Annotated in this window: 10 protein-coding genes; 7 read left to right on the top strand and 3 right to left on the bottom strand. The window is 46.0% G+C overall.

The window, feature by feature from the left end:
* Positions 1-96 precede the first annotated feature (96 nt).
* Complete coding sequence (locus T497_RS0114805; RefSeq protein WP_028516284.1) at positions 97-720, bottom strand: tyrosine-protein phosphatase; 624 nt, start codon at positions 718-720, stop codon at positions 97-99.
* A gap of 529 nt (positions 721-1249) precedes the next feature.
* On the opposite strand from T497_RS0114805, the gene T497_RS17820 reads away from it, so the two are divergent.
* Positions 1250-3496, top strand: coding sequence for a putative bifunctional diguanylate cyclase/phosphodiesterase (locus T497_RS17820; protein WP_051530706.1), 2247 nt, complete (start codon positions 1250-1252; stop codon positions 3494-3496).
* Between the two features lie 88 nt (positions 3497-3584).
* Positions 3585-5009: a GGDEF domain-containing protein gene (locus T497_RS0114795; RefSeq protein ID WP_028516283.1), complete on the top strand. Its 1425-nt coding sequence runs from the start codon at positions 3585-3587 to the stop codon at positions 5007-5009.
* 135 nt (positions 5010-5144) lie between these two features.
* On the opposite strand, the gene T497_RS0114790 is transcribed toward T497_RS0114795, so the two are convergent.
* Positions 5145-5933, bottom strand: a complete 789-nt coding sequence (locus T497_RS0114790; RefSeq protein WP_051530705.1) for an NrtR DNA-binding winged helix domain-containing protein — start codon at positions 5931-5933, stop codon at positions 5145-5147.
* A 266-nt stretch (positions 5934-6199) separates the two neighbouring features.
* Between T497_RS0114790 and T497_RS0114785 the strand changes: the two genes are divergently transcribed.
* Genes T497_RS0114785 through T497_RS17100 form a run of 3 tightly spaced genes read left to right on the top strand, consistent with a single transcriptional unit; the run spans position 6200 to position 9318 of the window.
* On the top strand, positions 6200-7171 hold the full coding sequence (locus T497_RS0114785; RefSeq protein WP_028516281.1) for a J domain-containing protein: 972 nt from the start codon (positions 6200-6202) through the stop codon (positions 7169-7171).
* Between the two features lie 26 nt (positions 7172-7197).
* Entirely contained in the window at positions 7198-8106 is a 909-nt protein-coding gene (locus T497_RS0114780) for a hypothetical protein (RefSeq protein WP_028516280.1), read from the top strand.
* Positions 8107-8115: 9 nt separating this feature from the next.
* The gene (locus T497_RS17100) at positions 8116-9318 is read left to right on the top strand and encodes an adenylosuccinate synthetase (RefSeq protein WP_051530704.1); all 1203 of its coding nucleotides are present in this window, start codon (positions 8116-8118) and stop codon (positions 9316-9318) included.
* 393 nt (positions 9319-9711) lie between these two features.
* Here the strand turns inward: T497_RS17100 and T497_RS0114770 are convergent, their stop codons facing one another.
* Positions 9712-12594 carry a carbohydrate-binding domain-containing protein gene (locus T497_RS0114770; RefSeq protein WP_037325337.1) on the bottom strand — a complete coding sequence of 961 codons (2883 nt, stop codon included), beginning with the start codon at positions 12592-12594 and terminating at the stop codon, positions 9712-9714.
* Between the two features lie 352 nt (positions 12595-12946).
* Between T497_RS0114770 and lepB the strand changes: the two genes are divergently transcribed.
* Both lepB and T497_RS0114760 read left to right on the top strand, forming a co-directional pair.
* The gene (gene lepB, locus T497_RS0114765) at positions 12947-13582 is read left to right on the top strand and encodes a signal peptidase I (protein ID WP_242840029.1); all 636 of its coding nucleotides are present in this window, start codon (positions 12947-12949) and stop codon (positions 13580-13582) included.
* A 37-nt stretch (positions 13583-13619) separates the two neighbouring features.
* The gene (locus tag T497_RS0114760; protein WP_028516277.1) at positions 13620-16184 is read left to right on the top strand and encodes an LPXTG cell wall anchor domain-containing protein; all 2565 of its coding nucleotides are present in this window, start codon (positions 13620-13622) and stop codon (positions 16182-16184) included.
* The last annotated feature ends 16 nt before the right edge of the window (positions 16185-16200 follow it).

Genomic DNA, 16200 nt, shown 5'->3' with positions numbered 1-16200 from the left:
CGGACAAACTCAGTAAAAACTGCGTGATACAGGATTTATAACAACGAAAAAACGCCTGCACCGAATCATCAGTGCAGACGTTTTTGTTATATACTGTCAATCCTCAAGATAGAGCTTTCTGAGCTTTGTAAAGTCATCGTCTGTAAGTCCTACCTTTTCGCGGAGGAAGTTCTTTACAGAGCCGTACTGCTTGGTCAGGTCGTCGATGTTAGTCTCCATGACCTCAGGATAAACTGCGGCAGTATAAATGATGTTATAGCGAAGGTCAGCGTCCTCGGGTTTATTGAGGATAATATTGAATACGTCACGGTAATAGCCTACAGCTTCATCGGATTCAAAGTACTCGATGTGCTTCTGAACATTGATAACGCTTACCTCTGCCTGGAAAATAGAAAGCTTCAGGCTTCCGCCGGGCTTGCCTGCATTTTTCTGGAGCTCCTGCATTTTCTCAAAGAGCTCGGGGTGCTGTGAGAATGCCTGTCCTGCGGTATCCTTTGTAGCAGACATGGGAACACTGCGGTGATTTACGCCTTCGATATCCTTATCTGTTGTATGCGCATTGAGCTCGCGGTCATAGCGCAGGTCAATGATATCGGAAACCTTGTACTTGTTCTTCAGAGCGTTGATGCCGCCGTCTGTGATGTGCGAAAGGTTAGCTGTACGGAGAAGAACGTTCTGCTTTATCTTCCCGCCCTCGGTATTGATGTAGCCCCTCTGCACGGATAACTACCTTGTTATAGCCCTCTGCAAGTCCGAGATTGGAGATGTTTCCTCTGCAAAGGCGGCAATACTGCACATTGAAGCTATGCATAGCACTACTGCAAAGAAAACAGAAAAAAGTTTTGTGATTTTTTTAGTAAAAACCTCCTGAAAATTATGTTTTTGAATCTGTCTGAAATAGCAGTTCAATTAACATTATAACATTAAAATGCACATATTTCAATGTTCTTTTTGTGTTATGATATTATTTTTTCACTTTATTGAAGCCGATGGTCAATAGCTCCCGAAAAAGCCATATTCAGGCTTTACACTGACATTTGCACTCACCAGAAGTCACGGTAACATTTTCCGATACTGTGACTTTTCTGCTTTTCATTAAAATAATGATATCAGGCAAAATAACGGCTTTTTCTCAATTTTAATACTTTGTTAATTGCAATTTAAAATTTATGGGATATAATATAATTGTATTATTATGCTGGATAAGATGCTTATTAAAGCAGACTGCCTGTAAAAGAAAGGAGTCAATATGGATATACAGAAATTTGCTGATACCTTTTTTTCTCCTACTTGCATTATATCAGTACAAAAAACAGCTGACGGCGGCTATGGAGATATCCGTATTGCTGCCTGTAACAGAAAATATATGGAAATGATCGAAATACGGCTCAGAGAGGAAGAATACTATGTCTCGCCCGAAGCAGGCAACGTTTTTGAGCCCGGTTCGCTTTATTACAGATATTTCCCGAAAAGCCGCAGCTTCGAGGACGTATGCTTCCGTGCCGCCGTACAGAAAACTCCTATTCATACCTATTCTCACATTGACAATGTTGATATCTGGTTCGATATCTATGTCATACCTGTGGACTATGAAGACGGCGACGTCTGTTACTGCGCATATACAGCTTCTCCAAGCCATAACCCCGATATCATTCTTGATACTGTAAACACGGTCCAGACCTCAAACGACGTCCTCAAGACCTGTATAAAGCTCCACAAAGCAAACAATCTGAAGGACGCCATGGAAAATATCATCTCGGAGATACGTCAGATATGCAAAGCCGAATGCTGTACTGTACTTCTGCTCAACGACGCCGATGAGACATACTCTATCCTTGCAACCGACTTCAAGGAAAACAGCACTATCAAGCGTGTTACGGAATTTCAGGACTTCTATAATATCGCAGCCTCATGGATAAATATGATAGGCAATGAAAACGACTGCGTCATAATTCAGGATAAGAATGACATGGAATACTACAGCAGGATAAACAATCCATGGTATCTGACTCTTGTGGAAGCAGGTGTAGAAAGCGTTGTTCTCTTCCCTCTCCGTCAGGGACATGAAACGCTCGGCTTCATATGGGCTACTAACTTTGACACCAGCGAAACCAGACGTATCAAGGAAACTCTGGAGCTTACAACGTTTTTCGTTTCTTCGCATATCTCCCGATACAAGGTTCTGAAGCGTCTGAAGCATATGAGCTATACCGACGCACTGACAGGACTGCCTAACCGCTTTGCCTGCAACGAGCATATTTCCCAGCTGATAAGTAAAAACGACAGATTCACAGCTGTTTCCATTGACCTGAACCATTTCAAGAGCGTTAATGATTCCCTCGGACAAGACGCAGGAGACAAGGTGCTTATCGGTATCACAGAGCGCTGGAAAACATTATCGGCAGATGAGAGCGCGGCTGTGCAGAACTATTTAACGCGCATAAACGGCGATGAGTTCCTGCTCATCATCTGCGGATATGATACAGAAAAAGAGCTGAGAGATACTATCGACAGATTCGCAGACGCTCTCAGCGAACCGCTGACAGTAGAAGGCTGCGACCTTTATATAAGCGCAAGCTTCGGTTATGCGGAATATCCCACGGACGCCGACTCAGCAGATTCGCTCATATCCCATGCCGACGCAGCCATGAACGAAATAAAAAAGGCTAACAGCAGCGACCATATCCTGCGTTATTCCTCAGATATCCTAAGGAACGAGCATATACTCGAAATTGAGAACAAAATACGTGCTGCCCTTGAAAATGATACCGTTTATTTCAATTTACAGCCCCAGTACAATATGGAGCACAAGCTGCGCGGCTTTGAAGCACTTGCACGTATGAAGGACTCGGACGGCATCTTCATCTCCCCGGGAGAGTTCATACCCATAGCCGAAAAAGTCGGACTTATCGACAAGGTAGACAGCATGGTGTTCAGAAAGGCGGCTGACTGCTTCAGCAGGATAATAAAGAAGTCAGGGCTTGACCTGACGCTCAGCATAAATGCGTCAGTAAGACATCTGCTGAAAAACGGCTTCATTGAAGAAATACAGGAGCTTATAAGCAAAAGCGGCATTTCAGCCTCTCAGCTTGAGATAGAGATAACCGAATCAATACTTATCGACTCGGCAGAAAAGGCTCTGCAATGTATAAATCGGCTCAGAAATATAGGGGTAAAGTTCGCCATTGACGATTTCGGCACAGGCTATTCGTCGCTGAGCTACCTCAGCAAGATACCCGCAGACCTGCTGAAAATAGACAAATCCTTCATTGACAGGATAAATTCCAATGAATCCTCAAAGCAGTATGTTGCCGCAATGATATCAATGGGACATATCATGGGACTTGACGTAATTTCTGAGGGCGTTGAGGAGCAGGAACAGTTAGAAGCTCTCCGAAGTATAGGCTGCGACCTTATACAGGGCTTTATATGGGGACGTCCCCTGTCAGCTGATGACGCCGAAAAACTCGTTGACAGCATTACGGCTCAGACATAACATACATCACGCAAAAACACATTATATCTGATATAAACCTGTTACCCTATCAAGATTGGATTCTTTTTTATGATTTGGAGGTATAGAGATGGATCTTCAACAGCTTGCAGACAGTTTTGAACCAATGACCTGCATAATGTCCGTTCAGGTCTTTGACGACGGCAGCTACGGCAATATCCGCATAGTATGCGGAAACAATCCCTATGTCGCTTCAATAGAAAGCCCTGATAATATTGCGTTTTCGGGTATGCTGAAAAACAAGTTCATCCCTGATTCGCCTTACGAGAAATACATTCCCAAGGACCTGAATTTCGAGGACGCCTGCTACCGCTGTGCCGTTCTCAAAAAGCCCTTCCACACATATATTCACCCCGAAAGATACGATTTCTGGGTAGATATGTATATGATGCCCATTGCAGCAGATGAAGGAAATACGTACTATTTTGCCTATTCTCAGGAGCTTACGGCAGGCGCTATCAGCAGCCGTATGTCAAACGTAGACGCAAATGTTGCAAGCGCAGTTCTTGAGACCTGTATAAAGCTCCGCGGCACAAACGACTTCAAGCATACAATGGACGAGGTCATAAGCGATATCAGAGACCTTTGTGAAGCCGACAAGGTATGCCTGATACTGACTGACGCTCAGAAGCGCAGCTTTTCGGTGCTGAGCGAAGCAGCTTCTTCTCCCGAGCGCAATTATCCTGTAGAAAAATACCTGCGCGATACATACGAGGATTTCTATGATATCATCGAAACATGGGAGGATACCATCGCAGGCAGCACTTGTCTTATCATTCAGAATGAGAACGATATGAAAGTCGTCAGCGAGCGCAACCCTGTATGGTGCGACTCCCTCAAAAAAGTCGATGTGCATACCATTGTGCTCTATCCTCTGAAATACGGCAAAGCAACATTGGGCTATATATGGGCGCTGAACTTCGATACGGAAAAGACTGCCCAGATACGTGCTACTCTCGAAAGCACCACATACTTTATAGCTTCCGAGATAGCCAATCAGCAGCTCATGGACAAGCTGAAGGAAATAAGCTCGTTCGATATCCTTACAGGCGTTATGAACCGAAATGCAATGAATCAGAAAGTAGATTCGGTCATCGCAGGCACAGATAAGCTCCCTCCGCAAACGGCTGTCATATTCGTAGACCTTAACGGCCTTAAACAGATAAACGATAACGGAGGACACGCAAACGGCGACAGGCTTCTTAAACAAGCTGCCGATATACTTAAAGAGACATTCGGCGGCAGCGATATATACCGTGCAGGCGGCGATGAGTTCATGGTTCTGGCAACGGAAATATCAGAAAAAGCCCTTGAAGAAAAGATAAAACAGCTAAGGCTGTACCAGACTCAGCCCGGTTCAGTCAGCTTCTCGCTGGGTTACTGCTATTCGGAGGGCGAGATAGACATACGTCAGGCTATGAGCACTGCGGATAAGCTCATGTACAAGGACAAGCAGCTTTTCTACGAAAAATACCCCGAACGCAAGAGAAAATAATACCGCTCACAAAAGGCATATGAGGAACAGTACGATTTGTCCGAAATATCCGATGAGCTGTATTAGTATCGGAAATTGAATTTATAATAACAAAAACGTCTGCACCGAAAAATTCATTCAGTGCAGACGTTTTTTCTATATATCGTCCTTTTTGCTGTAAAGCTTTGAGGGACGGTGTCCCGCTCCGCCCTCGATACCGCCTGTTTCCTCTACATAGGGAGCAATTTTGCGTCTGAAATTAGCCATTATCAGCTTCTTATCAAGTATGGCTTCATAGACCTGCTGGAGCTCGGTAAGAGTGAATTTATCAGGCAGGAGCCTGAAAGCGGCATATGGCTTCTCGAGACTGCTTCTCAGCTTCAGAAGCGCATTTACGATTATCTCGGCATGGTCAAAGGCAAGGCTGTTTTTCGGTATCTCAGCCTCTGCGGACTGATTATACAGCTCGTTGGGATTGTTTATCCTGACCTCTGAGACGTACTCCCTGCCGCTGTCATCGGTAAGCACAAGAGTATGCCTGCCGCCCTCCTCTTTCAGCGAGACCTCATACCACTGAGCGTTCTTATCAATAGCCGCCTTTGTGTGTTCAATGACAGTCCAGTAGCAGCATGAGATTATCCAGCCTCTGGGATCTCTGCCAAATCTGGAAAGATTGCACAGCAGCGAAATGGGCGGACAGTCAATGCCCGTTTTTTCTTTCAGCTTGCGGAATGCCGTTTCCTCGATAGTTTCCTCGCGGCAGCAGAAGCCGCCGGGAAGGGACAGCATATCCACAAATGGCTCCTCCGTGCGCTTTACAAGAAGCACCGAAAGAACAGGCTTTGCAAGATGCCTGTAGCTCTCGCTGTCGCCCTTGCGGACTGTAAACACCACAATATCGGCAGCTACCGACGGTCTGTCGTACTTAGTTATATCGTAATCCATAGGAACCTCCGTTGATAATATCTGATTAATAATAACACACTTTTCCTGCCAATGTCAATACATACGGGATTTTTGTAAACTCTGCACATAGTTAATATCATTTTGATATTATCTGATTGTGGATAACATAGAATCAGCCCAAATGCTATTGACAAATCAAGCTGTTAATGTTATTATGATAATAACAAAAGGACATTAATTCAAATGTCTTATTTTTTTAAGTCGTGTTAATATCATTTTGATTCTATTATAAGGAGGGAAGCTGTATGGATATATCCGAAATTCTGAACTGCAAATGCTGCACTGACATTTTTCCCGAGGATATTTCCCTTGCACAGCCGCTTTACATGGCTCTTATGCTGAAATATCACCCCGATAAATGCAGTGATCCGAGGGCTCCCGAAGCAACTGCGGTGATAAACGAGCTGTACGGAAAGCTGAAAAAGGCTCATGTCGCTCAGGAAAAGCTTTTCCGCTGCGGCAGCCGCGCTGTCGAGATAAAGTATCTTATGGAACTCTCGCAGGAATACGGCATGGAGTACATCGGCGAGCGGAACGTTTACTTCCTTATCAGCAATAAGTTCACCGACTGCTTCACTAATTCCGAAGCAAAGTCAGACCTGTTTTTCAGGGAGTATCTTCCCCAGCAGATACTTGCACAGGCAGAGGTGTTCCTGCCGCTGGTAACTCACATCTTCAACACCGATGAGGGGCTTCTCATCGAGACCTGCAAGCGCACAGGAGAGCTCCCCCTCTCAAGGATACTGGACTTCTACGGCGGCAGCCTTGACAGCCGACACGCCGCATGGATAATATCACGGCTTCTGGGGATATGCTGCTACGCCGAGACGCGAGGGATAGTCTGGAACTGTCTCACCGAGGAAAATCTCTTCATTGATCCTGCCGAGCATACCGTAAGAGTATGCGGAGGCTGGTGGTTCGCCGCAAGAGAGGGCAGCAGAATGACAGGAGTCCAGTCAAGAGTATACGATTCCCTCTCGTCACTGACAAAGACCGACGGCATTGCGCGGCATATCACCGACCTTGAATGTGTGAAGGCACTGGCAAGGCGGATACTCCCCGATGACACTCCCGACGCCGTAAGGGATTACGCCGAGAGCATTTGCAGCAGCTCGGCTTTTGAGGAAATGGAAAAATGGGAAAAGGTGATAATCGACGGCTTCGGCGGAAGAAGATTCACACAAATGAACGTCAGACTGCCTGATATTGCAGGCTGAAAATAAAAATCACAGGAGGTACTAATATGGGATACGGTTCATGGAATTCAGCAGACTGGAAAAAATACTCGTCTGCAAGGATAAGCGGAAAAAAGGTAAACGACATCTACAAGGCAACTTCTATCGATCCGAAATACGACCCGAAGAAGATAAAATTCAGAGAAAGCCTTGATTCAGCGGATCACCCTGTAACTACGCCTATTATCATAGGACTTGACGTTACAGGCTCAATGAGCGACCTGCTGGACGTAACAGCAAAACGTCTCGGCGAAATGGTCAAGGATATTATTGAACGTCAGCCTGTTGAGGGACCGCAGATAATGTTCTGCGCTGTAGGCGATTCAAGATGTGACCGCTCACCGTTACAGGCTACACAGTTTGAGTCCGACATACGCATTGCCAGCCAGCTCACAGAGCTTTGGTTCGAGCGCGGCGGCGGCGGAAACAACTTCGAGAGCTATCCTCTTGTATGGTATCTCGCCGCAAACAAGACAAAAACAGACGCATGGAATAAGCGCAGGCAGAAAGGCGTCATCTTCACACTTGGGGACGACGGATTCCCAGAAAAGCTCCTTACTAAGGAGATAGAAAGGGTATTCGGGGACTATGTAAAGAAGGATATCGACACTGGAGCTCTCCTCGCACAGGTAAGCAGACGCTACGACGTGTTCCACCTTATGGTCATGGACGGGAGAAACGAAAGCATTGTAAAGCTGCCGGAATGGCGCAAACTCATGGGCGAAAGGGCTATCTCCGTAACAGACGTCAACGCTATCCCCGAGATAATCGTTTCCCTGCTTGAAAGCGTTGCAGGAAGAGACACAGAGGATATAATCAATTCATGGAACGGCGATACACAGCTTGCTGTAAGGAACGCTCTCAGCGGACTTCCCACAAGAAAAAGGAGCGTAATGAACGGAATATTCAGATTCTGAGGTGATAATATGAAAAAAGCATATGCGGTCATAGGAGCAAATTTCGGCGACGAGGGCAAGGGCTTGATGACAGACCTTTTCTGCCGTACTGAGGGCAGCGTCATAAACATCAGAAGCAACGGCGGCGCTCAGGCAGGTCACACCGTATGCACAGCCGACGGCAAAAGACATATCTTCTCCCACATAGGTTCAGGCAGCTTCGCAGGGGCGGATACCTATCTTTCCGAGTATTTTATCCTTAACCCTCTGCTTTTTTCAAAGGAGCTTGAAAAGCTCGGCAGGGACATCGGCAAGATCTTCATAGACAGGCGCTGCAATGTGACTCTCCCCTGCGATATGCTTATGAATCAGTTTGTTGAGACCATGCGCGGAAACAGCCGCCACGGCAGCTGCGGCGTGGGGATTTTCGAGACTATCGTCCGCAGCAGAGACAGCAGGTACGCTCTTGACTATGACTATGTTTTAAAAGCAGATAGGGACGCTGTACGGGAGCTAATAAACAAGATAAACAATGAGTACTGCTGCAAGCGAGCCGCAGAGCTCGGCATCACAGGCGGCGCCGAAAAGGAGCTGCTTGATATACTGGCAAATGATATGCTGACGGAGAACTACCTCGACGACCTGTACGCTATGGCGGCGATATGCCGCGGCACTGACGAGCAGATAATCGAGGAATACGATACTGCTGTATTTGAGGGAGCACAGGGACTTATGCTTGACCAAAACAGGGAGGACTACTTCCCTCACCTGACTCCCTCGGATACGGGTATGAAGAATATCCGCGCCATACTGAACAGACTTGAAAAGCGTGATACCGAGGTGTGCTACATTACAAGGTCGTTCTTCACACGTCACGGCGCAGGCAGATTCGATACCGAATCAAAGGCTGTCGCAGAGGAATACGGACTTTACGACAAGACCAATGCTCCCAACGAATTTCAGGGCGTTTTCAGATACGGCTGGTTCGACCTGCCCGAATTCATGGCTTCACTTGCACTGGATAAAAAATACATCGCAAAGGGCGAAAGAATATCCATAGCCGTAACTCATCTGGATATGACAGACGGCATGGTAGTATGCCCAACGGGAAAGCTCATGCCCGAGGATATCGCATATATGGCAATGGCAGATATGCTGTATAAGGTCAGCGGCGAAACAGCAGAGGACGTTGCAGTCCAGCCAGTTACCGCAAAAGCCCTGTCGAGAAGATAACTGCTTCTGTTGCTTGCAGATATACGCAAAAAGCTCAGACCATGTCCACGATACTTATACAGAAATTTTATGCTTATTATTGAGAGAGCCCTTTTGAAAAGGGCTTTTCTCGTATCTCTATCAAGACCGTTATTTCATTTTTTCTATAATAGAGCCCATATAAAAACTCGCCCCTCTGTAGTTCTTACAGAGGGGCTCTGTTATAAAAAATCAGCTAAAAGTCTTTGGAAAGGGGTTCGGGGTGACTCCCCGCAGTGCGGGGAGATGTCCGAAGGACAGAGGGGCGCGCCTCCGTCAGAGGGAAACTTTCCTCAGAAAGGTTTTCCCCGATAAATAACTATAAGCTTCTATATAAGTATTGCGGTTATGGTCGGAGCTTTTTGGTGTATGACATTATTTTTTGAGAGCCTCACGGATTATCTCGAATCTCTTGATAAGGAAGTCAACGACTGAAGTCTGACCGCCGCCGAACATTCCGTTGCCCCAGTCCATATCACCGAAGTCCATGTCGCCCCAGTCCATATTGCTCCAATCCATGTTTTCCCAGTCGAAGCTTGCGTCGCCGCCGAAACCGGGCCAGCCGCCGTTCTCGCCGTCACCGAATGCAGGTAAGTTACCGTTTCCGTCGCCGAATCCCTGCCATGCACCGTTGGCGTCACCGTTTCCGTTGCCGAATGCAGGGAAATTACCGTCTCCTGCACCCTGCCAGTTGCCCCAGCTCATACCTGTATCCTCTTCGCTGTACTGGAGTCCCTCTGCGCTCTTTGACGTATTCACATCAAATTCCTCAATCGTGAATGAAGCGCGGGGATCAGCTATAACGTGTGAGCGTATCTTCTTGGCATAAGCAGAAACATATGCTTCGGGATCGCTGTAGTAATTCAGGATATCGTTTACGATATCAACATACATATCGTAGTACTCAGGCACCTGTAAAAGCTTCGCAAGAGGACGGTCCTCTATTGTGGACTGATAAAGACTTGTAGTTATATCAGATGTAACAGAGTTTGCGCCGCCTGTGAAGTTTCCGAGACAGAGATTGTAGTCCCAGCCTACGAAATGAGCCTTGCCGCCCGAGAACATCAGGTAGTAGTTATGTGCAAGGGAGCCGTTGTAGCTGTCATAGTTGCAGAAAATGGAGTTGACTGCAAATCCCTTGAGGAAACTGGGTACGTCGATAACGTCCTCGATAAACTTGTAATCAGTGGGAGTAAGCTTGTTTATAGCTGTCTTTACGTCCTGAATATGCTTGAATTCGTCGTCCTTGCCGAATTTGACGTCGAATCTGTCAAGAGGCATATTCTCAGTGAATGAGCAGTAGCTGTCGCCGCCGAAGCCGCCCCAGCCGCCTTCTGCACCGTTGCTTTCAGTAGCCTTGTAAAGCACGGAATCGTCATCTACGGCATAGCGCTCGGCTACGGTAGTACCGGGCTGCTCAGCAAGGAGATAGAAGCTGTAGAGCTCGCCGTTGAGGTACATATCAGTATGTGCGGCATGAGGTGCAACGCCGTCGACTTCATACATAGCGTTGTAGCAGAGGATATCTCTGAGGCATGAAGCGTCCATGAGCATATTGTTCATGCAAAGCTCTGTAAGTCCGTGGTAGTTTACTTCCTTGTCGAACTTGTCTGTCTTGATACGGAAGCTGTACTTGCCGTTCTTAGCCATCATAAGGGAGCTGTTGCCCTTGGTGCGGATACCCACGTTTTTGAGTTCCTCGCCGTCGATAACAACATCACATGGAGTCCATTCCTCCTTGCTGGCGTTCTTGAGGAGATTATCCCACTGGGCTTCGTCCATTTTGACATCTATCTTATGTATCATGTCCTGACTGAAAAGTTCGCTGTAGAGCTGCTCCTCATTCTCCATGTCGTTATTGACTTCCTTGTATGAAGCAGGCTTTCCTGCCTTGAAGGTACTTCCTGCACTGTGCTTCATCTTGATACCGCCGACAAAGAGCTTGTATTCAGCACCCTCTATCTTAGAAGAGGAAACTATTGCATATCTGAACTTCTTTGAGGTATTCTTGTCAAAGAGCTCCTTGTTTGAAGAATCTGTAATTGCAACAGGATTGTTCTTGCCCCATTCCTTGACAAAGTCGAACATGAGAGTATTCTGCTCTGTTGAGGTAAGGTTCTCGCACTGGCAGTCGGTAGCTGTTGCGATGAGCTCGCCGCCTGTGATACTGATAGTGCCTGCGCTTGTGAGTCCCTTATCGCCGAATGCGGAGATATCGCCGCCGCTGATATTGATAGCCGTTTCAGCCTGTACAGCGTCATTGCCGCACTTGATGACTACCTCGCCGCCTGAGAGGTCAACATTTCCCTTTGTGGACTTGATACCGTCGCCCTCGGACTTGATGACAAGCCTGCCGCCCTTTACTGTGACTGAGGACTTGCCCTTTACAGCGTCATTTGGCTCGGTCTCGTTTAGAGTTTCGATGTTGGTGATACCGCCTGTGAACTTTATATCGTTGTTGCAGACGATAGCAGGCTGTGTATTGGCAGTTATGGTCAGTGTACCCGTGCCCTTGTCGCCGCCCTTGATAGTGAGATCGTCCTTTGCCTCGATTACTGCATTGGTCAGATCGTCGCCTGAGTAAGGTGAAGTACCGTCGGAAACTGTATTCTCTGTGCCGTCAGCAAGAGTGATAGATGTCTTGTCTGCGTTCTTAATAAGAACAGCAGGAGCGCTCTTGCCTGTGATATTGACGCCGCTGAATATGAGCTTTACTGTGCCCTTATCAGCCTCAGCATCAGGTATCTCCACATATATCTGACCGTCTGAGAGAGTACCGTCGATAGTGTAGCTTCCCGAATGAGAGATAGTCACCTTTGAGCCGTCGGCTTTAGCATACTGCCCATCAACAGTAATGGCATTATCTTTAAGGTGTATCTTTGTGTTTACCTCGTCCTTTGAAGAGGTATCGCTGCCCTTTCCGTCAGCAAAGCTCTCGGGCAGACTTTTTATAGTGCCGAGAAGATAGCGCTGTATGGAGAGGGCGTCATTGGCGGTGATACCGTTGCCGCGGTCGGAAACATCGGCAAGGTCTGCACCGTCGGCAGTGAGGTGCCTTTCGTCTGTGCCGGTTGTGCCGAACTTTGAGGGATTAGCCAGCGACTGCATTACAAGAACGCAGTCCGACATATCCACAGAGCCGTCGAGATTGGCGTCACCGTACACCTTGTCGGCTGCGGCGCCTGTGAGAGACAGGACTGATGCCGTGCCAACTACGCAGGCAGAGAGTATGCCTGCAAGCATTGTTTTTTTCTTCATTTTTATCATCCTCCTATAAATTATAAAAAAACAATATAAATATATGTGCATAAATCATAACCAATCATTCTTAAAATACTCTTAAAATTTGATGAAAATGTTTAATCCAAATAAAAAAACTTCATTTTCGTCCGCAAAAGCTGCAAATTTTTCACCTACAGCCGTGTTTTTTCGTCTTTCTGCAATATAATTTCCATTTTACAGGGAATTCATTGTCTCTCTGCAAAAAATCAACAAATCAAAGCATTAATTTTTGTTGGTTTTTTTATTCTCATTTTATTGATAAAAATATGAACGTGTGCTATAATTACTACATATTGTAATTCATTTTTGACAAAGGCGGGATAAAGAAATGTCAAAAAAGGAATTTGGAGACCTGAATAAACGGGAGCTTGTTGACCTCGTTTATACTATGATGAATACCGAAGATGAAAATAATTCGGAGCTGCCGCCTGTCGAACAGGTCGCAGCAGAACGGACAAAGCTTGATAACAAGGCAAAATTCCGACGAATATTAAAAAGCACTGTTTCCGCGCTCCTTGTGGCAGCTGCTATAGCAGTACTGATATCCATGCTTTTCCTGCCTGTTATACAGGTTTCGGGAGACAGCATGATGCCCACACTGAACAATGGAGATATTATACTCCTTGTAAAAACAAAGCGCTTTTGTACAGGCGAGCTATGCTGTGTTTCGTGGCAGAACAAGCTTCTGCTCAAACGTGTAATAGGGCTTCCCGGTGACAATATCGATATTGACGAAAAAGGAAATGTGTATCTTAACGGAGAGCTTCTTGACGAGCCTTATGTTACCAATAAGGCTCTCGGCGAATGTGATATAGATCTTCCCTATACCGTTCCCGAAGGGAAGCTTTTTGTCATGGGAGATCAGCGTGAGACCTCCGTTGACAGCCGAAGCACTGCTGTCGGCTGTGTAGATTACGACCAGATGGTCGGCAGATATCTTTTAAGGATATGGTCGGCTGATTAAGCATTAAATTATATTAAATAGGAAAGGGGGGATGCATTTGAATAACTCCTTGAAAAAATATCTTCACGAGCTTCGCATGGAAAAGAAACAAAAACGGCGGCTGGCTTCATTTATAACCGCCATGTCTGTATTTGTTTCCATAGGCGTTTTCTGGCAGCTGCGCGGTATAGGCACAGCATTGACAGATGATACGCTCAGCCCGAATGAGAGCAGCTTAGCAGCTGCGCTGTCGGCTTCCGACGGCTCTCTTTGCGAAACAAGTGAGATATGGGAATCGACACTTCCTGAGCTTACGGACGATATGGCAGAAAATGCCGCTCTTATAGCAGCTTCACAGTTGGACTATACCGAAAACGCTCAGAATTATATTATCGGCGACGACGGCTCAACTCACAAGAATTACAGCCGCTACGGCGCATGGTTCGGAAATCCCTACGGCGACTGGAACACCATGTTCACCTGCTTCTGCCTGCACTACGCAGGCGTAAAGGAAACGGAGATCCCGTTCGGCTCAGGCTGCTGGGCATGGTCACTGAAACTCAGTGAAAAAGGAGTACTCTCCCCTTTGAATAAGGGCTCGCCCAAACGAGGCGATGTACTTCTGCTTGATACAGACCTTGACGGTAAGGCGGACCGCTCGGGAATTATTTCCGAGTTCATTTCCGATACCGACGAGCCCTGTATAACCACCATAGAGGGACAGACAGACGGAGCTGTTTCGGAATGCAGATACTCCCCTGACGATGAGCATATCATGGGCTATGTGCCTGTTGAAACGCCTGAAAGCAGTAATATTTCCCATATGAAGTTCTCGGCGGAAAGCGAATCGGGAATAAAGGTGACTGCTTCGGCTGAACATGGGGTATTCCCCGACGGTACAGAAATGCGCGCCGCAGACGTCCCCCGTGACGAAGCCCTTGAAAAGGCGTCTGAAGCTCTGGGAGCAAATGATATCGAGGCTGTTGCCGTTGATATCTCATTCATGTCTCCTAACGGTATTGAACTCGAACCTGCCGACAGCTCTGCGGTACACGTTGAGATAGCTCTTCCCGAAGAACAAAAGCTCAGCGGCAAGGAATTCAACCTGCTCCATTTTGATGACAGCGGCGGTGCTGAAATAGTCAAAAATGCCGAAGTGTCTGAAAGCAGTGCTGTTTTTGAAGCAGAAAGCTTTTCCATATATGTAGTAACCGCTCTCGGTGAAGTCGAAAAAGACAAGCTCCATGAATCGCTGGAGGAGCTTACCTGGCTGCCGAATGACAACGGATACGTTCATAATTCTCCATATTTCCCGTATATTATCCAAAAGGGAGATACGATAACCATCGCAGGCTATTCAATGCTCCCTGACAAATGGTTTTATTATGATACAAATCGTGAAAACGAATATAAAAATATTCTGATACCCGGTGATTATGACGAATCACAGAGTATTTCTGTTACAGGCAGTGACGGAAATACCTACTACAAAAAGGTCAGAAAATATACAGCCAACAAAGCAGGCGATGTGGTCATAAAATACCAATTCTCTCAAAACGATGTAAAGGAATTTTATGTCAGAGTGCTTGAAGAAAAGCTTATTGACTATGATTTTTTAAGTATATATGGAAAGCATAATAATCAAAATAATCCGATAGTGATCGAAACAGGAGATACTATAAGATTAAAGATACCGATATCTCGAGTAAATCAGGATGCATGGTTCTATTTCCCGACGGATAATAATACGTCAAAGTGGATGACTCTTGAAAGCAGTGCCGATGGGAACTATAAATATGCAACTCTGAAAGCATTTGACAATACAGGCGATAATGTTCAGAGCGTAGCGATATACTGTGACGGCGAATACAAAACAATATACATTAAGGTCAGAGACGCAAATGTCAACCTTACTCATGCAGATATTGAAATAGCAGAAGGCGGAACGTATAAAGCAACTAAAAAAGTATCTGCCCCCGACGGAAGCTATATCGAGACTATTACTGAATATGAAGCATATGTTGCAAATGTCAACAGATGTGATATACTTGATTCAAATGGCTCTACGATACAAACTTTCATTACTGACGATTATTACCGCCACGGAAATCCGGGAGATACTCAGTATGAGCTTACTTCTAACTATATCAAATGTGAAGATCCGAACGCAAATCCAAATGCTATGAAGATAAAAAACGGAGATTACGTTTATCTGAGAAATGACAAAAACTTCTCGCTCTATAATACGGATACAGCTCTGTTTGATATTCAGCTTCTTCTCGTTCCAAAAACCGAAACAGTAACTAAATACAATGCAAGCGGCAATATCATCTCTTCATCATCAGATGATATATCTTCCAGAGATAACATATTCCTTGACAGTGTTAATTTTGAAATGGATCATCAAAGCGTTATCGACGCTCTGAACAAGTGCCCGACACACACAGGTCTTGACTTTACAATAAAGGCATCTCTGAACGAAGTGCTTCAGGAAACGCTTCCGATCTACAGACTGCCGTCAACAGGCGGTGTCGGCGTAGTTCCATATATGATAACAGGCTCAGCCGTTATCATACTCTCTTTCGCGGCTCTTCTGCTGCGGAAAAGAAAGGAGGATAAATGATACCTCCTCAAATGCA

The sequence above is a fragment of the Ruminococcus flavefaciens MA2007 genome, from assembly GCF_000621845.1.
Lineage (GTDB): Bacteria > Bacillota > Clostridia > Oscillospirales > Ruminococcaceae > Ruminococcus > Ruminococcus flavefaciens_E.
Note: the sequence above shows the minus strand (reverse complement) of the source record. Positions and strands in the feature narration are given on the sequence as shown.